General features: G+C 54.5%; 22 protein-coding genes and 1 riboswitch. Of the genes, 14 read left to right on the top strand and 8 right to left on the bottom strand.

From position 1 onward, the window contains the following. Window positions 1–140 precede the first annotated feature (140 nt). Window positions 141–1,823, bottom strand: coding sequence for a ribonuclease J1 (rnjA, locus tag JUE30_RS07340; protein ID WP_125755451.1), 1,683 nt, complete (start codon window positions 1,821–1,823; stop codon window positions 141–143). Window positions 1,824–1,825: 2 nt separating this feature from the next. Continuing rightward, window positions 1,826–2,038 (bottom strand): RNA polymerase epsilon subunit, encoded by a 213-nt coding sequence (locus tag JUE30_RS07335; protein ID WP_125755449.1) that lies wholly within the window; start codon window positions 2,036–2,038, stop codon window positions 1,826–1,828. A 182-nt stretch (window positions 2,039–2,220) separates the two neighbouring features. On the opposite strand from JUE30_RS07335, the gene JUE30_RS07330 reads away from it, so the two are divergent. After that, window positions 2,221–2,667, top strand: coding sequence for a hypothetical protein (locus JUE30_RS07330; protein ID WP_125755448.1), 447 nt, complete (start codon window positions 2,221–2,223; stop codon window positions 2,665–2,667). Between the two features lie 64 nt (window positions 2,668–2,731). Here JUE30_RS07330 and def read toward each other — a convergent pair whose 3' ends face one another. After that, window positions 2,732–3,286, bottom strand: coding sequence for a peptide deformylase (def, locus tag JUE30_RS07325; protein WP_203624287.1), 555 nt, complete (start codon window positions 3,284–3,286; stop codon window positions 2,732–2,734). A gap of 211 nt (window positions 3,287–3,497) precedes the next feature. Next, a riboswitch (M-box (ykoK) riboswitch) is annotated at window positions 3,498–3,659 on the top strand. Between the two features lie 244 nt (window positions 3,660–3,903). On the opposite strand from def, the gene JUE30_RS07320 reads away from it, so the two are divergent. Then, window positions 3,904–4,719, top strand: a complete 816-nt coding sequence (locus JUE30_RS07320) for a hypothetical protein (RefSeq protein ID WP_203624286.1) — start codon at window positions 3,904–3,906, stop codon at window positions 4,717–4,719. Window positions 4,720–4,921: 202 nt separating this feature from the next. Here the strand turns inward: JUE30_RS07320 and JUE30_RS07315 are convergent, their stop codons facing one another. Beyond that, complete coding sequence (locus JUE30_RS07315) at window positions 4,922–5,353, bottom strand: Rrf2 family transcriptional regulator (protein ID WP_203624285.1); 432 nt, start codon at window positions 5,351–5,353, stop codon at window positions 4,922–4,924. A gap of 77 nt (window positions 5,354–5,430) precedes the next feature. Continuing rightward, on the bottom strand, window positions 5,431–6,297 hold the full coding sequence (locus JUE30_RS07310) for an SDR family oxidoreductase (RefSeq protein WP_203624284.1): 867 nt from the start codon (window positions 6,295–6,297) through the stop codon (window positions 5,431–5,433). Window positions 6,298–6,619: 322 nt separating this feature from the next. Here JUE30_RS07310 and JUE30_RS07305 point away from each other — a divergent pair, with 322 nt between their 5' ends. The 11 genes from JUE30_RS07305 (at window position 6,620) to JUE30_RS07255 (ending at window position 16,174) form a co-directional block, all read left to right on the top strand. Next, window positions 6,620–7,507 (top strand): lactate dehydrogenase, encoded by an 888-nt coding sequence (locus JUE30_RS07305; RefSeq protein ID WP_203624283.1) that lies wholly within the window; start codon window positions 6,620–6,622, stop codon window positions 7,505–7,507. Window positions 7,508–7,509: 2 nt separating this feature from the next. Then, on the top strand, window positions 7,510–7,824 hold the full coding sequence (locus JUE30_RS07300) for a UPF0223 family protein (RefSeq protein ID WP_203624282.1): 315 nt from the start codon (window positions 7,510–7,512) through the stop codon (window positions 7,822–7,824). After that, window positions 7,793–8,566, top strand: coding sequence for an inositol monophosphatase family protein (locus JUE30_RS07295; protein WP_203624281.1), 774 nt, complete (start codon window positions 7,793–7,795; stop codon window positions 8,564–8,566). The genes JUE30_RS07300 and JUE30_RS07295 overlap by 32 nt, the downstream gene beginning before the upstream one ends. Window positions 8,567–8,743: 177 nt before the next feature. Further along, window positions 8,744–10,594, top strand: coding sequence for a translational GTPase TypA (typA, locus tag JUE30_RS07290; protein WP_203624280.1), 1,851 nt, complete (start codon window positions 8,744–8,746; stop codon window positions 10,592–10,594). A gap of 189 nt (window positions 10,595–10,783) precedes the next feature. Further along, window positions 10,784–12,157: an Nramp family divalent metal transporter gene (locus JUE30_RS07285; RefSeq protein WP_203624279.1), complete on the top strand. Its 1,374-nt coding sequence runs from the start codon at window positions 10,784–10,786 to the stop codon at window positions 12,155–12,157. A 122-nt stretch (window positions 12,158–12,279) separates the two neighbouring features. Next, window positions 12,280–12,648 carry a GntR family transcriptional regulator gene (locus JUE30_RS07280; RefSeq protein ID WP_203624278.1) on the top strand — a complete coding sequence of 123 codons (369 nt, stop codon included), beginning with the start codon at window positions 12,280–12,282 and terminating at the stop codon, window positions 12,646–12,648. Further along, the gene (locus tag JUE30_RS07275) at window positions 12,645–13,517 is read left to right on the top strand and encodes an ATP-binding cassette domain-containing protein (RefSeq protein ID WP_203624277.1); all 873 of its coding nucleotides are present in this window, start codon (window positions 12,645–12,647) and stop codon (window positions 13,515–13,517) included. The genes JUE30_RS07280 and JUE30_RS07275 overlap by 4 nt, the downstream gene beginning before the upstream one ends. Further along, the gene (locus JUE30_RS07270) at window positions 13,507–14,238 is read left to right on the top strand and encodes a hypothetical protein (protein ID WP_203624276.1); all 732 of its coding nucleotides are present in this window, start codon (window positions 13,507–13,509) and stop codon (window positions 14,236–14,238) included. The genes JUE30_RS07275 and JUE30_RS07270 overlap by 11 nt, the downstream gene beginning before the upstream one ends. Before the next feature lie 12 nt (window positions 14,239–14,250). After that, entirely contained in the window at window positions 14,251–15,000 is a 750-nt protein-coding gene (locus tag JUE30_RS07265) for a hypothetical protein (RefSeq protein ID WP_203624275.1), read from the top strand. 99 nt (window positions 15,001–15,099) lie between these two features. Then, window positions 15,100–15,621 carry a DUF805 domain-containing protein gene (locus JUE30_RS07260; RefSeq protein ID WP_203624274.1) on the top strand — a complete coding sequence of 174 codons (522 nt, stop codon included), beginning with the start codon at window positions 15,100–15,102 and terminating at the stop codon, window positions 15,619–15,621. A 205-nt stretch (window positions 15,622–15,826) separates the two neighbouring features. Beyond that, the gene (locus tag JUE30_RS07255; protein WP_203624273.1) at window positions 15,827–16,174 is read left to right on the top strand and encodes a hypothetical protein; all 348 of its coding nucleotides are present in this window, start codon (window positions 15,827–15,829) and stop codon (window positions 16,172–16,174) included. Between the two features lie 234 nt (window positions 16,175–16,408). On the opposite strand, the gene JUE30_RS07250 is transcribed toward JUE30_RS07255, so the two are convergent. Together JUE30_RS07250 and JUE30_RS07245 are read right to left on the bottom strand one after the other, a co-directional pair. Further along, window positions 16,409–17,119 carry a nuclease-related domain-containing protein gene (locus tag JUE30_RS07250; protein ID WP_203624272.1) on the bottom strand — a complete coding sequence of 237 codons (711 nt, stop codon included), beginning with the start codon at window positions 17,117–17,119 and terminating at the stop codon, window positions 16,409–16,411. Between the two features lie 50 nt (window positions 17,120–17,169). Further along, a complete protein-coding gene (locus JUE30_RS07245; RefSeq protein WP_203624271.1) occupies window positions 17,170–18,216 on the bottom strand; it encodes a hypothetical protein in 1,047 nt (348 codons plus the stop codon). Window positions 18,217–18,779: 563 nt separating this feature from the next. Between JUE30_RS07245 and JUE30_RS07240 the strand changes: the two genes are divergently transcribed. Next, window positions 18,780–18,956 (top strand): ribbon-helix-helix protein, CopG family, encoded by a 177-nt coding sequence (locus JUE30_RS07240; RefSeq protein WP_203624270.1) that lies wholly within the window; start codon window positions 18,780–18,782, stop codon window positions 18,954–18,956. Window positions 18,957–19,059: 103 nt separating this feature from the next. On the opposite strand, the gene JUE30_RS07235 is transcribed toward JUE30_RS07240, so the two are convergent. Beyond that, window positions 19,060–20,388, bottom strand: coding sequence for a C1 family peptidase (locus JUE30_RS07235; protein ID WP_203624269.1), 1,329 nt, complete (start codon window positions 20,386–20,388; stop codon window positions 19,060–19,062). Window positions 20,389–20,395: the final 7 nt, after the last annotated feature.

Here is a 20,395-nt window from a genome sequence, read left to right as displayed (position 1 = left end):
ATCAACCGTATTTTCCTTGAGCGTGTCTGGTTTAACCCCAAAGCCCACAACCTGGCGGCTTAAAAAAAGAGTACCTAGACCAATTAAGGTCTAGATACTCTCATAAATTATGTTCAACTTCACTTGACGAAGAGCCGATTTTATAAGGTGATCAGCATTGGCAGGATCACAGGGTGACGCTCGGTCTTATCAAACAGGAATTCCTGCAGGTTTGACGTAATCGCATCCTTGAGCATGCCTTCGGTGACCTTCTCGTTTTCCTTGAATGTGTTCTTGATCGTGCGGTAGACGCGGTGCTGCGCTTGATTGATCAGCTCACCGGATTCGCGCATGTAGATGAACCCGCGGGAAAGCAGGTCCGGGCCAGCAAACACGGCCTGTTTTTGCATGTTGATCGTGGCCACGACCACGACCAAGCCTTCTTCGGAGAGCATGCGGCGATCGCGGATGACCGCGTTGCCGATGTCGCCGACGCCATTGCCGTCAACATAGACGTCGCCGGCCGGGAAGTGCCCGGCGCGATGGCAGGTGTCCGCCGTCAGCGCCAGCACGTCGCCGTTGTCCATGATGAAGCAGTTTTCTGCCGGGACGTGGCACTCCTGCGCCAACTCGGTGTGGATCTTGAGCATCCGGTATTCACCATGGATCGGCATGAAGTACTTCGGCTTCATCAGCCGCAGCATCAGCTTTTGTTCCTCCTGGCCGCCGTGACCAGAGGTGTGGACGTTGTTGACCTTGCCGTGAATGACGGTCGCGCCGGCTTCTTCCAGCTCGTTGATCACGTGGTTCACGGAAACCGTGTTGCCAGGGATCGGGTTAGAGGAGAAGACGACGGTGTCGCCAGGCTGGATCGTGATCTGCCGGTGTGTGCCGTTGGCGATCCGGGACAGGGCGGCCATTGGTTCGCCTTGCGAGCCGGTGCAGAGGATCATGACCTTTTCGGCGGGCATCTTGTTCAGCTCGTGCGGGTCGATCAGTTCGTCGTCGGTGACGTCGAGGTAACCCAGTTCGCGGCCATTGACCAGCGCGGTTTCCATCGACCGGCCGAAGACGGCGATTTTGCGGCCGTGCTCACGCGCCGCCTGAATGGCTTGCTCCATCCGCGAGATGTTCGACGCGAAGGTGGCGAAAATAATGCGGCCTTCGATGTCATCGAAAATGTGGCGGATTGACCGCCCCACGAATCGTTCCGACTTGGTGAAGTTCGGGATCTCGGCGTTGGTCGAGTCGCTCATTAAAAGCAGCACGCCTTCTTCGCCAAGTTTGGCCATACGTTGCAGGTTCGGCGCTGGCTGGTCGCCAACTGGGGTCAAGTCAAACTTGTAGTCCCCGGTTTCAACGATTGCCCCATACGGTGTATGAACTGCCACGCCCAGGGTATCAGGGATACTGTGGGTGGTGCGGAAGAAGTCGACCCAAAGATTCTTGAACTTCAGGACGTCTTCTTCCTTGATTTCGTGCAGCTCGGTCGAACGCAGCAGGCCGTGTTCTTCGAGCTTGCCGCGGATCAAGGCCGCTGCCAGCGGTGGGGCGTAAACAGGCACATTCGGCACTTCGCGCAGGAAGTAGGGAATGCCGCCGATGTGATCTTCGTGCCCGTGGGTGATGACCAGGGCATCGATCATGTCCTTGTGCTCAACCAGGTACGAGTAGTCAGAAATCACGTAGTCAATGCCCAGCAGGTCGTCTTCGGGGAACTTGATGCCGTTGTCGATCACGACGATCTCATCCTTGTATTGGACGCCGTACATGTTTTTGCCGATCTCACCGAGACCGCCAATGGCAAAGACTGCGACTTCATCTTTCTTTATGTTTAGATCCATAATTAGAACTCCGTCAGCTTGTAGTTCGGCGACTTCTGTTCGTATTCCAAAAAGTTGCCGGTGAGCTCCTGCACAAGCTCAATGTTGTAGTCCGTGTGCTGTTCGACAGCAGCACGCGCAGCGGCCGCAGATTCGGCCTCCATGTAAAGGGTCTGGGTGGTTTCCCGCCGCGGATTGCGGATCTTGTCCGGTTGGTACAATACTTTATAGATCATAAATAAAACTCCTTTGCACGCGAAAATGGCCTCAGGCTGAGGATCTTCGCAAATTTTGCCGGTCAAATGTTGAAAACTCAACAGTTATAGATAGTTTAGCATATAAGGGGCGCTTGCGCCACCAGCTGCCAGCGGCGCCGCGGGCTTTAAAGCGGTATAATGAACGCAAAGGAGGCGAGACCATGTACTGGTTGCTTGCAATTCTTGCGGTCGGCGTGGTCTTAGCCGGCGTCATTTGGCTCCGCATCGCCAGGCGGCGGCGCGCGCTGCGCCTGTTCGTGCGGCACAGTCAGCAGCTGACCGACCAGGTGGTGGCGGAGGTGTTGACGGTCCTGCACTGGCCGTTTGATAACCCGCTGCACTCGGATGCGGTCGCCGATGTGTGGGGCCACGGCATTATGGGCTTTGAATACGAGACGGACACCCCGAAAATCAAGATCACGCGCGACCGGCTTCAAAATCAGCTGCGCGACACGGCGGAGGATCAGCACATCGCCAGCTCCGATCCGCGCTATCCGGCGTTTGTGATTACCGATTTTTGGGAGCGGGACGGCAAGACACACTTCGATGTCGCCTTTGTCACGAATGCCCCAACGATTGCGTACCTGCAGGACATTCAGCGAGTGTAAAAAAGCGTCTCTGATGGGCGCGCGGCAAGTCAGGCTTGCCGCCGCACCAGAGACGCTTTTGGGTTTAGTCGATCAAAATGCCCTCAGGGTCCATTTTGAACGGCGTCTTCTTATTAATGTGATCGTAGAACAAAATCCCGTTGAGGTGGTCGATTTCGTGCTGGCAGACGATCGCCGGGTAGTTCTTCAGGCGCACCTTCTTGGTTTCGCCATCCAGGTTCTGATAGCGGATGGTGACGCGGTCGTGGCGCACCACGTAGCCTTCGATGTCCTTGTCGACGGACAGGCAGCCTTCACCTTCGGAAAGGGCGGCGTCTTGCACGGAGTTCGAGATAATCACCGGGTTGACCAACACTTCCTTGAACAAAATCTCGTTGTCCGGACCGGGGACCAGCACGGCGGCCATGCACTCGGACACGCCGACCTGCGGGGCAGCCAGGCCAACGCCGGGCCGCAGCTGATACTTCTTGTTTTCTTCTTCGTCTTGGCTGATGACCAGGTATTCCATCAGGTCATGGGCCAGCTGCTTATCCTCATCGGACAGCGGAAACTTGACCTTCTTCGCCCGCGCGCGCAGGACGGGGTCGCCGTCTCGGGTAATGTCTTTCATTAGATACAAGCGTAACGCCTCCACTTCAAATCGATTCCTTTTTACTTTAGCACAACTGGCAGGCAAGCAAAACGCGCAAATGAGGGCGGGCAGGGGTGTTTGGCGAATTCTGTTGGTGTCGCGCTCAAAATGAGAAAATGCTCATCAAGGCTGATGTACCAGGGTCTGGCGGTTGACAGGCAAGGCAAAAGTAAGTAGAATTAGGCTTGTAAACAAATATGGTGCTTTCCGTTAGGTGAGGCTCCTATACGAACAATGCTGCTGCTCAGAAACATCCAGAGATGCCAATGAGTCAACTGCGCCTGTCTACAAAGGCCCGCGCTAATGCAGCTGAGAACTTTTCTAGGCGTATAGTGCTAAAACTAAACGATTGGGATGCAAATCGCGCATACTCAATCGGTGTGCGCTTTTTTCTATTCTAGATGAGAAAAAACGCGGGTGGAAACCGCGAGCACAACGGCAAGTCAACTGAAAGGTGGTGAGCGCAATGAAACAAACAGCGATTGACGGTGGCGGTAGTCCGGACAGTGCGGATCCCGGAAGGTTTGTCATTGTGCCACCACTTAGTTCGATATATAAGTAAATAGGCGCATCGCAAGCCCTCTCTGGGAAGAGAGGAGAACACGATGTTTATGCAAGAATATTCTGGCCTGAGCACGACTCAGGTCAACAAGATGCAGTTCAACTTGCGCACTGTTGCGACGCCACTTCGTTCCACGTTCCCACTGCGCCTAATTGCCATGCTCAGCGCTGGCTTGGGTGTGCTCAGCGACGTGCTGCTTGACCGGGTTTGGCTCGGTTTGGCGCTCACGGCGCTGCTGGTGATGGGCGGCTACGCGGTGCACGCCGCATTTTGCCGCTGGCTGACCAACTTCAATGGCAACCGCCAGGTTCTGGTGGTGCGCGACGGGTTGGTTCGGGGCACGACGCTTGCTGGTTTAGTTGCCGGTGATATCGTCAAGATCCCGGCCGGCACGCTGCTGGCGACGGATGTGGCGACCACTGCTTCTGCTACGCCAAGCCGCTGGTTGCAGGTAATCCTGACGCTCACCGGCAAGACGATGCCGCAAGGGGTTGCCTTGGCGGGCAGCCGCGTCAATGAAGACGTTCAGGCGCGGGTGCTGGCCGTGGGCGATCAGCGGTACATCGCGAAGATGGCCAACGAGATTTTCGCCGTTAAAAGCGGGCTGCCAGTAGTCGCGATTTTCCAAGCGCTGCTGACTGGCATCAAGTGCACCATCATCCGGTTAGGCCGCGTGATCAGCGCAAGCAAGTTGATTCAGCAAGTTGAAATTAAAGTCAAGCAGGTTCACGACGACTTGGCCCTGATCCCGCAGGTTGCGGGTCGGGCTTCCCTGGTTAAAAGTGACGTGAGTGCGGTCAAAGCGACCGCGTTCCGGTACAACCAGGACCCAGTCACGTCGCCCCGACCCTCAGTTTAATTGAAAATGAAATGCATACCGCCCATCATTCGATGGGCGGTATTTTTGCGCTTTCCTGCTGGGCGTGGAGAGCCGATGGGGCTCATCCGGCGCGCAAGTTCGGCAGCAAGCGGGTACACAGGAGTCAACCAAGCCTTCAGTTTACCCCACACAAAAAGCGCATTGGTGAGAGTCTTAAGCTCATCATCAATACGCTTTTGAGTTAGTATTTGGCGTCCTGGCGAACCAGAATGTCGGCGATTATCTCTGCCAACGTGTGCTTGGCCATGCTGGCTTCAGTATCGCGTTGAATGTTGGCGTATACGACATTCAGGGTGTCTTGAATATTGCCACCAACAATGCACAATGGGTTGGTTTTATCATCGATGTGTAACAGGTTTTGATTGTCCTCAACAGCCAGATAAACGTCGAGCAGAGTGATGTTTTCAGGGGACTTAGCCAGGCTCACTGCGACCTTGCCAGGTTGGCTATTGAGCAGGCCGGCCTTGACTAGTTTAGACATCATTTGCCGCACCATGCTTTGGTTGGCTTCCACGCTTGCGGCAATCGCAGCACTGGATAGGTCGCCGCCAGCATAAATCTGGACGTACGCCAAAATGTGGAGGGCATCACTGAGTTTATGGGAAAATTTCATCGTGTATCCTGCTTTCAGAATGGCGGCGCCAGTGACGGTGTTCCCCACCCGATGCTGGGGCAAGGAAACCAGGAGGCTTACGCTTCTGGGCGGTAGCTGCGCTTCAGGAAGGCCGACATGCTCTCAGGCTTTTCGCCAGTGATCTTCGAAAAATCGTTGGTGGCCTGGTCGAACAGACCCAAGGCGCCGGCGGCATACATGCTGGCGAGTTCTTCACCATCGCCTTCCGCCGCATAAATGCGGCCGAATTCTGCCGTGGTCACGGGTTTATAGCCAATTTCATGACCGGTGACTTTGGTCATGATCCGTCCTAGTTCTGGCATGGTCAGGGCTTTTTCCTGGGTCAGCGTGTATATTTGGCCAGCGTCGCGCAATTCCGGCTTTACGGCCAAGGTGGCAATTGCCTTGGCGCTGTCGTCCTGGGTGATAAAACTCATCGCCTGATTGCCGACGGGATAGATCAACGCCTGGCGCTCGATCAACTCCGGCAGATAAGGCACGAGCGGATCGGCGTACAGCGAGTTTTTCGCGACCGCATACTGGAGGCCGCTGGTGGCTAGCCTGCGTGGAGCGTAGGCGTAGTATGGTGACATTCTAAAAGGATTATTCTCCTGGTCGGCATAAAAACTGACGAACACGACAGATGGCACCTTCGCGAGTTCGAGCGCCTTGATTGAGTTTTCAAATTCGGTGATTCGCTGTAAGACATCGTAGGTTTTGCTGGGAATATAGAGGACGACGTCTTGACCAGAGAAAGCCTGACGCATGGTCTCGACGTTGAGGTAATCCAGAACGACCGTGTTGATTCCTCGCTCGCTCAGGGCAGTGGCTTTTGCTGGGGTGTGTACAGCCGCGGTTAATGCGGACGCGCCGACCAGAGCGACCAACTGATCGATGACTTTGCGACCGAGATGTCCTGTAGCGCCAGTGATGAGATATTTCATGGATTGAGCCTCCTGGTAGAATGATTGACTGACATGGCCTGATGTTTTTTTGTAATTAACCTGTTGTTTTAACAATAACATCTAATAAACATTATGCAAGAATTTTTCCGAAACTTTTAGATGTACAGTGGCATTTCGGTGGGGAAAGTGCGATGGTCCACTAGTTCAGGGACCAGCATCTCTCCTGAAAACTGCGCGTGTTCCTCAGTTAGACACGCCTGCCACTGTCCACGATCCAGTGTCCACGTTTTGACATGAAACTGTATCGTCTTATCGCACTGCAATTGTTTAATATTACCTTAAGAGACTTGGAGGGTAAGTTATGCAAAAAGTAGTGGTTTGTGGGGACACCAGCGCGACGCAAGACATTGCCGCCAAACTGATTCAAAGCCGGCTGCCGCTGGCGGTTTTACTGGACACACCGGCGACCGAACATGTGGGGCTGGATGGCCTAATTGCGCTGGCCGCGGTGAGCGAGAACGCGTTTCAAAAGGCCACGCCCAAGCAGCTGGCCGATGCGGATGTGCTGATCATCACCGATTTTGCCGAAGGGGCGGCAGAAACGGTGCAGGCAGCCAATCTGGCCGGCATGCGGCGCGAGTTGAAGGCGGCGATGGGCGCCGGGTTCAGCGGCCGCCTGCTGGTGGCGACCCAAGAAAGCGAGCTGTGCACCCATTTTGCGCAGCGCTTCTCCGGCTTAAAGGCAGACGCGGTGATGGGACTGGGCACGATGGGGCTGACCCGCTGCTTTGAGCACAGCCTGGCGCGCGAGTTTGACGTCCCGGCAGGTGCGGTCACGGCGTATGTGATCGGCACCCAGCCGGACTTCACCTTGCTGTGGAGTCGGGCCTACATTGGCGCGACTGCGGTGATGACGCTGCTGCAAGACGCAGACGACGCGTCCGGCATCATGACGCGCGTGCTGACGGCCTGCCAGGCGTACGCGAAGGCGGCAGACGGTCACAGTTTGTGCGGCCTGGTCGAGCGGCTGCTGGCGGCCAACGCTGGCTCTGCCTTGATTGCGCCGGTGGCCGTGCGCTACGATAAAGGCGACCAGCCGCTGGTCTACTCGCGGCCGGTTCAAATCGATCGACGCGGCATCACCGCGGTGGCGAGCGTCACCGGGTCTGAGGCTGAGCAGCAAAGCTTGGCCGAAGCGCTGACTCGCCTATCCGCGCAAATTGCCGCGATCGAAGCAGGAGAGAACTAAATTTGGAAGCCAATTATGAATACCCGCTGGACCTGGATTGGTCCAAAAGCGAGATGATCAAAGTCACCACACTTTACACATTAGTGGAAGACGCCTATGAAAAAGGGGTCGACCGCGCCAATTTGCTGGCCGCTTACGCCGGGTTCAAAGAGGTGGTGCCGGACAAGGGCACCGAGCGGCGGCTGGGCCGGGAGTTTGAACAGGCCTCTGGCTACTCGATTTACCGCGTGATGAAGGCGGCGCAGGCGACCACTGACGGTCGCGTGCGCGTAAAGGAGGCAGCCCATGATGCTCGAGGCGCTCGCAGCAAACATTGAAGCCTGGCTGACCGAAGACCGCACGCGGATCCTCACGGCGATGCAAACACCAGTCAACGTGGCAACCAAAACCGGTCGCAATGACCTGGTCACCAATGTCGACGCGGCAAGTCAGCAGTTTCTGGTTGCGAAGATTCGCACCGCGTATCCGGAAGCAAAAATCGAAGCCGAGGAAGGCACTGCGGCGAAAGTTGCTGACATGGCCGGTCTGGTCTTTTTTGTCGACCCGATCGATGGCACCATGAACTTCGTCAAGCAGCGGGCCAATTTCGCCGTGATGATTGGCGTGTACCAAGATGGCGTGCCGCTGTACGGGGCCATCCTGGACGTCATGCGCAACGAGCTGGTCACCGGCGGGCCAAACCTGCCGCCAATGCTGAATGGCCAGCCGGTCAGCCTGCCGCTTGACCGCTTGCTAAAAGATGGTCTGCTGGGCGCCAGCGGGCCGATGACGATTCACAACTATTTGAATCTCGGCGACATCGCGCTGGCCAGCTCCGGCGCGCGGATCTCCGGGTCCGCCGGCATGGAGTTTAAAGCCATCGCCCTGGGCCAGCTGGTGGGGTATGTGTCGTACCTGCAGCCCTGGGACATCGCCGCCGGCATGGCGATTGGGACCGGGTTCGGGCTCAAGTGCACGCGGCCAAACGGGTCGGCAATCGATCTGCTCAAGGCCGACGTGGTGGTGGCCGCCATGCCGCAGGCGCACGCGGAGATTCTGCACCAGATGCCTGCCAAGTAATTTTCACGAAAGCCTCGCATGACTTTTCAGAAAAGGTATCCGAGGCGCGTGGTTTGTGCTATACTCTTATTTCGAAGACTGTCTCAGAAGAGGCATGTTTTTTTATGCCAGAACCAGCGCCGAGTTGGTTGGCATTTTGCAGCCACACAAGGCCATTCTGAAAGGAAGTTAATTAATTTGAAGACTCGCGACGATATTCGCAACATTGCGATCATTGCCCACGTCGACCACGGTAAGACCACCCTGGTCAACGAAATGTTAAAGCAGTCCGACACCTTGCCGGAACACATGCAGATCGGGGACCGCGCGCTTGATTCCAACGCGATCGAAAAGGAACGCGGCATCACCATTCTGTCGAAGAACACGGCCGTTAAATATGGGGACACCACCATCAACATCGTGGACACCCCAGGGCACGCGGACTTCGGTGGCGAAGTGGAACGGATCATGAAAATGGTCGACGGGGTCCTCTTGGTCGTTGACGCGTTCGAAGGCACCATGCCGCAGACCCGCTTCGTTTTGAAAAAGGCCCTCGAGCAGCACCTGACCCCAATCGTGGTCATCAACAAGATCGACCGGCCCGGTGCGCGTCCTGCTGAAGTCGTTGACGAAGTCCTTGAATTATTCATCGAACTCGGCGCTGACGAAGACCAGCTCGAATTCCCAATCGTGTATGCATCAGCGTTGAACGGGACCTCCAGCTACTCGGACGACCCGGCCAACCAGGAACACACCATGAAGCCGCTGTTTGACACCATTCTCAAGACCATTCCGGCCCCGGAAGACACTTCCGACGAACCGCTGCAGTTCCAGGTTTCCATGCTGGACTACAACGACTACGTGGGCCGTATCGGGATCGGCCGCGTGTTCCGCGGCACGATTTCCGTTGGCGATAACGTCACGGTCATGAAGCTGGATGGTTCTCACAAGAACTTCCGCGTCACCAAGATGTTTGGGTTCTTCGGCCTCAAGCGGGTCGAGATCCAGACGGCCAAGTCCGGTGATCTGATTGCCGTGTCCGGGATGGATGACATCTACGTCGGCGAAACCGTTGCCGCCGCTGACCATCCGGAAGCCCTGCCGATTCTGCGGATCGATCCGCCGACTCTGCAAATGATGTTCATGCAAAACGATTCCCCGTTTGCCGGCCGCGAAGGCGACAAGGTCACCGCGCGCAAGCTCGAAGACCGTCTGAAGGCTCAGCTGCAGACCGACGTCTCGTTGCGAGTTGACGACACCGATAAAGCCGGCGCCTGGATGGTTTCCGGCCGTGGCGAACTTCACCTGTCCATTCTGGTCGAAGAAATGCGCCGTGACGGCTTTGAGCTTCAACTCGGCCGCCCGGAAGTCATTTACCGCGAAATCGACGGCCAGACCATGGAGCCGTTTGAAGAAGTGCAGATCGACATTCCAAGCAAGTACACCGGCACCGTGATCGATGCGATGTCTCAGCGTAAGGGTGAGATGCAGGACATGTCTGATGAGGGCAATGGTCAGACCCGTCTGGTCTTCCTGACCCCATCGCGTGGCCTGATCGGTTACTCGACTGAATTCTTGTCCTCGACCGGTGGTTACGGCATCATGAACCACACGTTCGAGAAGTACATGCCGGTCGTTCGCAACTGGACGCCTGGCCGGGTCAACGGTGCGCTGGTGTCCATCAACGCAGGCGTGGCCACCACCTACTCCTTGCAGAGCATTGAGGAACGCGGGCAGTTGTTCGTTGACGCCGGCACCGAAGTGTACGAAGGCATGATTGTCGGCATGAACAACCGCGAAACCGATATCGCCGTTAACGCGACGAAGGGGAAGAACCTGACCAACACCCGTGCGGCCGGGAAAGACCACGCGGCGGCCATCAAGACCCCGAAGAACATGAGCCTCGAAGAGTCGATCGAATTTTTGAACGACGACGAGCTCTGCGAAGTGACACCTAAGAGTGTTCGCTTGCGCAAAAAGATCTTGAACACTGGCGAGCGTCAAAAGGTCGCTAAGCGCAAGAAGATCGCCACGACCGACAAGAAATAACTTGTCCGAGTCGTTCACGAACCGTCATCACAACTCTGTGGTGATGGTTCTTTTTGGTTTTTTCAAAAAGAAGTGACGAGCGGAAATTTGGGGGTTTCGGGAAGACTAAAATATCGCTATACTTACATATGAGGTTTTATCATAGACGTAGACTGTATTTGGGAAATCCTGAGAAGGGGAGGTGGCGTGATGGCAAAGTCATCCCGCAAAGAGCACCAAGTCATGTTCGCTGAAGAGGAGGCCGGCTCGAAAAGCTTGGACGAAATCAACGGCAGCATCGAGGTCCCAAAGAACGCCGGTTTCTGGAAAACCCTGCTGACCTACACCGGACCGGGGATCCTGATCGCGGTCGGCTACATGGATCCCGGCAACTGGATCACCTCGATCGCCGGGGGCGCGCAGTTCAAGTACACGCTGCTGACAGTGGTCCTGATCTCGAGCTTGACCGCGATGCTGCTGCAGGCAATGGCCGCCCGGCTGGGTATCGTCACCGGCAAGGATCTGGCGCAGCTCACCCGCGAGCGTACCGGCAAGGTCACTGGGTTCATCTTATGGATCATCACCGAGCTGGCCATCATGGCGACCGATGTGGCCGAGATCATCGGGTCGGCGATCGCGCTGGAGCTGCTGTTCAAGATCCCGCTGATCGTCGGCATCATCGTCACATCGGCCGACGTGCTGATCCTGCTGCTGCTGATGCGCCTCGGGTTTCGAAAAATTGAGGCTATTGTCGCGGTGCTGGTCGCCGTGATCCTGATGGTCTTCACGTACGAAGTGCTGCTGTCCCAGCCTGATGTCGGGCAGATGCTGCAAGGCTACATTCCGTCGCCGACCATTTTGACGAACCGCTCCGAGCTGTACCTGGCTTTGGGGATCGTCGGGGCGACCGTCATGCCGCACGACCTGTACCTGGGGTCGTCTATCTCGCAAACGCGCGCGGTCGACCGCAAGGATCCGAAGGCGGTGCACCGGGCCATTCGCTTCAGCACCATCGATTCCAACATTCAGCTGAGTATCGCGTTCGTGGTCAACTCGCTGCTGCTGATTTTAGGGGCGGCGCTGTTCTTTGGCACCAATTCCGACCTGGGCCGCTTCGTCGATCTGTTCAACGCCTTGCAGGACAGCAAGGTCGTCGGCGCGATCGCCAGCCCAGTCCTGTCGATGCTGTTCGCCGTGGCCCTGCTAGCTTCGGGGCAGAGCTCGACCATCACCGGCACCTTGGCCGGCCAGATCATCATGGAAGGGTTCATCCGCCTCAAAATGCCGCTGTGGGCCCAGCGCCTGCTGACTCGCCTGCTGTCGGTCACCCCGGTGCTGATTTTTGCCATTATCTACAAGGGCAACGAGGCCAAAATAGAAGGGCTGCTGACTTTCTCGCAGGTGTTCCTGTCAGTGGCGCTGCCGTTTGCGGTCGTGCCGCTGGTCTCGTACACCTCCAGTGAGGAGCTGATGGGCGAGTTCAAGAACCGCGCCTGGGTCAAATACGCCGCGTGGTTTGTCACGATTGTCTTGATCATTTTGAACATCTGGCTGATCTTGCAGACCTTCGGCATTAAAATTTAAATTCAAAAGTCGTCCAAAACGTTGGGCGACTTTTTTGTTGACTTCTTGTTGTGAAGAGGGTATCTTGACAGCGTAGGTTAGTTACTCAACTAATTAACTAAATAACCGGAAGGAGGCGGCCCATGAAATTCGATGCAAGCAGCGTCGTGCCGCTGTACCAGCAAATTGCCGATCAGTTCACGGCGGGGATTCTGAGCGGCGCGTTCGCTGAGGACACGCAGATCCCGTCGACGACTGAAGTGGCGAAGAGCTACGCCATCAATCCAGCCACCGTGCTCAAGGGGATGAATGTTTTGGTCGATTTGGGCCTGATCGAGAAGCGGCGGGGCATCGGCATGTTCGTGGTGCCAGGGGCGCAGGCTAAGATCAAGGCGAAGCGCAAGCACGATTTTTACGCCGAGCGCATCGCGGACCTGGTTGCGGCCGCCAAGGCGTTAGATATTAGCAAGGCGGAACTGATCGCCGCAGTGGAAGAGGGGTATGGGGCATGAGTAAGTTAGAGTTTAAGCAGGTCACGCGCAACTTCGGCGCCAAAAAGGTGCTGCGCGGCGTCAACATGACATGGGAGGCCGGCCAGCTATATGGCTTGCTGGGCCGCAACGGCGCGGGCAAGAGCACGCTGATGAAAATCGTCAATAACCGCCTCTTCCCGACGGCCGGCAAGGTGCTCCTGAACGGCAAAAACGTCACCGAAAACAGCGACGCCCAAAATCGCATTTTCCTGATGAGCGCGGCGATGCTGTACCCAGGCGATAGCCGGATCGAGCAGCTGTTCACGCTGACGCGGGAGATGTACGGGAGCTTCGATGACGAGCTGGCCGCTCACCTAGTCAAGGCTTTTGGGCTGGATCCGCACCAGCGGTTCCGCAAGCTGTCGACCGGGTACCGCACCATCGCCAAGCTGATCATCGCGCTGTGTGTGCCGTGCGAGTTCGTCATGCTGGACGAGCCGGTACTGGGGCTTGACGCCAACAACCGCGAGATTTTTTACCAGGAGCTGGCTAACACCTTTGCCAGCAAGCCGCGGACGTTCATCATCGCGTCCCACCTAATCGAAGAAATCGAGAATCTGGTCACCCATGTGTTCGTGCTGGATGGCGGGACCATCACCTTGGATGAGGATGTCGCTGATCTGACTGCCAAGGGCCGGGTGGTCACCGGTCCGACGGCACTGGTTCATGAGTGGCTCGGCGGTACGTGCACGCTGCGCGAAGTGCCGCTGGGCGGCATGCTGACCGCCTACACCTTGGATGCGCCACTGGAAAAGCCGGTGCCGGCAGGCGTCACAGTCGGCGGGATGGATCTCCAGCAGATGTACCTGGAGCTGACCCGCGATGGGGGTGGCGCTGATGACGAGTAAATTTCAGGCGATGCTGAAAGTGCAGTTGCAGATGATGAGTATCGTTATGATTGGCGGCCTGTTTGGCTGGGGCGTGCTGGTGGTGATGAGTTTTCTCGGCGACACGTCTGACGCCAACGGCTGGTCTGGCGAGTTTATTGGCCTGTATATCGCCGCAATTTTGGGTTATTTTGCCACGCCATGGGCGCTGGGGTCGGCGTTTCAAAACGGCGTCAGTCGCAAGCTTTATCTGCAAACCGCAGCAGTCGGGCTGGTGGCTTGTTCCGCTGTTCTGGCGGGGCTCGTCACCTTGGTCAGTCTCATTCCGCTGTTCAACGGTACGGGCAGTTTTCTGGCTTCTGTTTATCACCTGACTGGGCCAACTGGGGTACTCATGAGCGTCTTGTTGCGGCTAATGGCGTATTTGGCATTTTCGGCGCTTGGGGCTGCACTCGGTTTCCTTAGCCTGCCATTCAGCGGAAAAGTGAGATTTGCGCTGGTGTTTGGCATCTATGGGTTGATGGTTTTGCCGGGGTTGGCCTTGGTCCTGATCATGCTGGCACTGCCGGATCTGGCCACCGATTCAGGCGTGCTGCAGTTCTTGCTGGCGCTGATTGGGCTGCCGCTGCACGGGGCGCCTCAGCCGCTGCTCCTGCTCTTGATCTTCACGGTGCTGGCGGTCGGTTTTGGGTATTTAGCGGCGCGCTTGGGCCGCCGCGCCGAACTCAACGACCGGGTTTAGGAGGGAAAAGTCATGAAAAAACGTGTCATGTTAAAAATGCAGCTCCTGGACCTGGCGAAACCGTTTCTCATCTTTGCCGTGGTGATGCTCGGGCTTAGTTTTCTCTTTGTGGTCGGCATCAACGCCATGGTCGGCGCGAAGATGGACTGGAATCAGCCCTTCGGCAACACCATGATCGTGCCGACTGGCATGTTCACCATCGTAGCGAGCATGATCTTGACCCCAAAATGGCTGCGTCTGGCCGCTCAGTTTGGCATTCCGCGTTGGCAGCAGTTTTGGACGCAGCTGACCGGCTGGCTGTGCTATGGCTTGGTCGGGTTTGCCCTTGACTGGCTGATCATGACCATCTTCGGCGTGCCGATGCTGTTTATCAAGGAGCTTGGGTACTCGGGGACGTACACACCGGTTGCGTGGGTCGCCAACGCGCTGTTCATTGTGCTGGTGTTTGCTTCACTCGGTGGCATTGGGATGTTCTTCAACGTGCTGATGCAGCGGGTGGACCGGGTGGCAGCAGCCTTGACGCTTTGCGGGGTGTTCATTGCGGTTGCGCTGGCCTGGTTTCCGGTTGGCCGGTTAATTGCGCCTTCCGACAGTGCTGCTGCTGCGCTGACCCGGCACTTGGCCAGTGGATCCCTGACCCAGACGTTGCCGGCAGCTCAGGCGAACCCGTTTTTGATCGTGGCAGCAGCGCTCTTGGTCTTCGCTGTAATCTTTGGGTTGACCGCGCTGGGGATGCGGCGCATGACCGTGGCTGAGCAGTAGGCAAGACAAAATGTTAGTTGCATCAGCCAAAAATTAGCCTAAATATTCGTTAACAATTGATTATGATATTAACAATATTTAGTATTTCGGAAAGATATTATGAAACACCTAGATGACGCGCTTGTCCGTAAAAATCGCAACTCGTATTATGGCGTTGGTGGTTTCCGGGCAATAAAAGCGTTCTTTGCCAACTACGTGAACTTTGTCGGTAAAAGTAGTAGACGAGAGTTTTGGTGGACAACGCTTTTTGAAATTATTTTTGGGTTAATATTGTTCTTTTCGGTAGGCGCAGTCGTTGTTCAGCATGTACTCAAAGTGATCAATAGCGGGAAATTTTCGGCAAGTAGCGGAGTACTGGACTTTCTGGGTGGATCGATTGCGGCGTTACTCATTTTGTTAGTCGTTGTGATTGTTCTGTTCTTACCGTCTATGGCAATTACCATCCGCAGATTTCGTGATGCGGGTGTGAGTTGGATCGTTTTTGCCGTATTATATGCAATCAATGTCTCGAGCGTGTTCATTTTTTCAAATAATGCGAGAGTCTCGTCTCTGATCGTGGGGCTTGCGACAACGGCGATGTTAATTATTGAACTGTTGCCCACCAAGCAAGCTGCACGTTAAACACCAAAAAAGCCACCAAGGGCTGAGTGCTACTTCATTTGCACGAATGGCCAGTGCGGCGAATCATCTAAATCCGATTGGCTAGAACCTATCATTACAAACTCAGTCAACTGGAACTAAGAAAGACTTGCCACATACAGGCAAGGCGAATTGTTTGCCTCAGTGCCGGGCCGGGCGTAAAGTGGGCGCGAAAGGGGCGGTTTAGATGTTAGACGTGAAGAACAGTATCGATAACCTGGAATGGACCACCACCCATCACTTGGCGCACATTCAGAATCAGCACCCGTTCATGCGTCGGTGGGCCGTGCAGTTCGAACTTGCCTACACCGATTTTCGCGTGATCCAGATGGCACTGCAGCTGGACGGTCAGCACCACGAGCTGTTGGCGGATTTCAGCCAGACGTACGAGACCATTCACAACTACGAGTTTGCCTTCGCCGGCGACGGGCTGGAAGGGTTCAACCAGCAGTACGGTGGCGAGCTGGACGAGTACGCGAGCCAGGTCGACCATTTTGAAGACTTGCTCGATCAGATTCGTGACTTAGAGCCATGATTTTCCCGTTTCTGAATTGTGGAACAATCTACTGAGCTTTGTCCACATGGGCGGATTAGTTCGATTCTCGAATATACTTACACGATTTGCAGATTAACAGCAAAGATAATCAGGCTTGGCGTGCAACCGGGTTTCTCAACATTAATCTCTTGAGAAGCAACAAGGCTGGTCCGAGAGAATTCGGACCAGCCTTGTTATTTGTCTATTTTCCTTGCCTTCGGAATCGTGGTGCAGTTAGTTGATAATCTCTTCTTCGATACATTTTGCAATCTCAGTGGTTCGAGACGCCTGCATTACCATTTTTGGCATGTGCTCATAATAATCTCGAAACCGGGCCAAACTAGAGAACCCATCTGGTTCAGATGCTGTGTGACCAGTGATTTCCGCAGCATCGTCATTCTTGGTATCGTCATCTCCGTCAAGCCGGCCGTTTAAATCGAAAATTTTGTTTTCATCTGACTGAGGGTACGCGTATAGTACGAAACCATGCACAAATGGCGGAATCTCCAGGTGCTCCTTCAGAAAAGTATGCAGTTTGGCCATCGTGGTCTTCACTTGCTGAGCAGGGTCGTGCCAGTTCGCATAGCCCTCGAGTGCTTCATCAGGTCTGGCAACCAGCGTAAAGAAATCAGAATGCTTTAGTTGGCGGATGGTGCTAGGCAATGAATCTTTGACAATCGGCCAGTAGTCGGCACATTCTTCAGTGAGTTGATCGAGTGTAATCTCGTGATAAATGGTGCCGGTCCAGTACTTGGTCTCAAGAACAAACAGACCGCGGTGACTTAATAACAGGTGATCGATTTGCCGGTTGGGCTCCCCATCATTGAGACTGAGAAACAGGTTAGCGTAAATTTTGATGCCGTCTTCAGGATACTGGGTCTGCAGTAACTTTGCCATTTTGTAGGTTTCGTATTCTCCGCGGTTGGTATATTGACGCTCTTGCATGCTAGAGAACCTTCTTTCAAGCCAGGGTAAGTTTATTCTGACTATTTTGTTTAGTTCTGAAACTTCGTGGGAATTTCATAAACCGTCGTATAAGAGGTGTATTTCATTTCAACCTCATCACTCTTATCATAAGGCACAACCGTGACATCATGTTCTCTTGGAATCTGATGTTTTTGAATCAGCTCCTTCATAAATTTTTCTGTGTCCCTGCTGTCAAAATTGTAAGATAGCTGAATGTGCTGGCTGTCACTCGAGACCTCTGTATGTGGATTATCGCTTGGCATATCTTGTTCTTTGTCTTTTTTGGTGAAAGTAATTTTTACGTGCTCATGTAAAACTGTGTCGAATTCAACCAAGATATCATCTGAGATGAGTTTTTTCACAACTGTTTCTGAAGGCACTGGGCTGTCAAACTTACCATAACTAGTGTTGCCTGTTTTTGTTGCTTTTTCCGCTTGATAAGTGCTAAAAGCTTTAAGCATATCCCCGCTTATGATGATGTTGTTCTTGCCTGGCTCGAGGAATGGAATATAAAATCTGCTGTTTTTTCCCGTTCCGTTTTTAAAGCTAATTCGTACGTGATGGACCGGCTCGCCATAGAATAGTCTGAGTTCAAACAGAGTGACACTCGCCTCATGAAAATTATTTAAAAAATTGACAAATACGGACGAATCAGAAATGTTGCCATACTTTCCACTCGCCTCGAGTTCGTCCAACCCTTTCGACATGATAAATATTCTATCACCGGGCTGAACTTTAGAGATAGCATCTTTAGCTTTGAAAGTTTTTTGTAAAAAAAACAGCATTGGTCTTACTTTATTGGAGGCTGTTGCCTGCTGAATTCTATTTTCATGAGCAATTTGCTCTTGAACATCTTCGTGTGAGCGGCTGGCTTGATAGACGACAAATAATGCGGCAATAGCTGCGGCACCAAAGTTACCAAAGAAATCAATTGCCCGGTCATAATTAGAGGTATGAGTAGTTATTAATTGGGCGAGAGAGGTGAAGCCCAATGCGACGAGTAATAATATAATTGCCCATAGGCAAAGTGATAACTTGCGAGGCATTTTTTGCAACAATTTTTTAAATGATTGCATAACTATTAAACTTCCTTCTTTGTGTAATGAACTATTCTTTCCGGTTGTTTCTCTCGCTCAGAAGCTGGCTGCAGCTGGTTACAAACCACGAAAATCTGTCAAAAGAGTAAAGAAATAGGTCAATCCACGCAGCATTTCTCAGTCCGTTTGCATTTTGTTACTAAAATGCAAATATGCTAGCGAGAAAACTCTTTTAGTAGGTTGGCCAACCGTTTTTAAAGCATATTTTTGTATACGCCGATAATATATCGCTTTTTCAGATTGATTACAATAAGTCTAGATGAGCCGAGCTAGTGTGTTCTGAAGCTCACGTTGTCGAACTAAAGATATCCCTTATTTCTCAGGCTTTATGACTTATTTTGGCAGGAAGGCATTCAACGTCACCAATGCAGAAGTTGGATTGTTTGTTGCGCTGCCGAAAAAACAAGACCGAGTTGTATAGACTCAACCTTCTTAGATATTGAAAGGACCTCCTTAGGCCTGCCTTATTTCGGAGTGACGGCAGCGGTAAATGGTGTTACGCTTACCGAGTTGGCTTTGAAATCTGCGAATGGGGGTTCATCATGGCAACTCAAGAAATGACGATCACACTGCCGGCTGATCTGGCCGCACAGGTAGCCGAAGAGGCGAAGACGCTCGACGGAGATGTTTCTGCCGTCGTGAAGTACGCACTGGAACAGTACCTGGAAGAGCAGAAAAAGGCGCGCGCGTTTGCCTTGGAAGACGACTGCAACGACTAACTAAAAATTAACTGGCCTGCGGGGGGACCTGCAGGTTTTTTTGCGTGAAAAAATAGTCGCCTCCCAGTGGAAGCGACCATTTTCGTAACAACGGTGGTGCATTCTAGTGCAATTCGTCCCATGGGTCCAGCGGAATCGGCTCGGTTTGCGTGGCGGCCAGAATCTCCGGCGTCAGCAGGTCCTTGCGAATCGCGACTTCGTAGGCGTACTGCTCGAACCAGCTTTGGTCGGCGACGTAATAGCCGTCGTTGCCGCGGTCCTTACCCCAGGAGTTCTCGACCTTCCAGCGGGTCGGCTGGCCGTTGTCGTCCAAGTCGACACCGGTGAGGGTCATCGCGTGGGTAACCTCGGCCTGCCGAGTGGCGAAGCGGTCGGCCACTCCCAGCTTCATGTCAAAGCCGAAGAGGGTCGAGTAGTCATACAGGCCGCCGGTCAGCGTCCCGGTATCGCGGTCGACGTCTTGGCCGACGTCATTGCCGAACCAAACGGCCTCGCCGGTTTGCAGCTGCTTGATCGCCATTTGTGCCAGCTGGTCTGCTGGCACATTCACGAAGGTGATCGGCCTCCCGCCAACGACGGTGTTTTGACTTGGCAGGCTGTAAGCTTGGAAGTACTGCTTGGTGTCGCGTGGGTCGGCAACCAGGTTGACGTGCTGGCCCAGGTCCCAGCCAACATACTTGGCGTAAAATTCCTTCGGCGTCAGGCCGCGGTCGGCGTGGAAGTTCTTTTTGTCGTCGCGGTACTCGAAGTCGAAGGTCGCTGGCGGGTTGCCGTAAGCGTAAGCGACAATGCGGTAAATGGCACTGAGGTTGTCGTCCTTGATGGCTTCGAGCGCGTCCTGATCCTTGCCGGCCTTGGCCGCCTGCTGGAGCTCGTTGGCCGCTTTGCGGAGCTTGAGGTTCAGCACGGCGTTGAGCTGACCGGTGGCGGAGCTGTTGAAGGTTTCAGGCATGACCGACTTGGGCACAATGCCGTACTTCTCGATCAGCGCCGGGGCGTTGTCGAACTGGCCGCCGTCGCCGTTGGGCTGCTGCAGCAAAGTCGCCAGCTTGCGGTCTTCGGTCGGGGAGGCAGTGGGGTCGGCGATTACCTGCTCGAGAAACAGGTTGGACTTTTCGATGCGGTCGTAGAAAGCCAGGTAGGCCTGGGACAACTCGAGGTCCTTGATGCCGAACTTTTCGCCGGCAAAATGGCGCATGGTGTTCAGCTCGGAAAACATCCAGCAGCGTCCGGACTGCTTCTGGTTGGTGACCTTACCAGTGTCCAGCTCAATGGAAAAGGCGGGCTTAATGGCTTTGTCGTTCAGCGTGCCGCGGCTGGCTGCCTGCGGGCCGACATTTTGCACGGCCTTGGCCAGCACCTGGGCGCCAGGCTGGTCGACAAAGTCCTTGTGGTACTGATCGATCTGATCAAATGAGATTGCTTTTGCCAAATTATTC

It is taken from the genome of Lacticaseibacillus sp. 866-1, assembly GCF_016861825.1.
Classification (GTDB): domain Bacteria; phylum Bacillota; class Bacilli; order Lactobacillales; family Lactobacillaceae; genus Lacticaseibacillus.
Note: the sequence above shows the minus strand (reverse complement) of the source record. Positions and strands in the feature narration are given on the sequence as shown.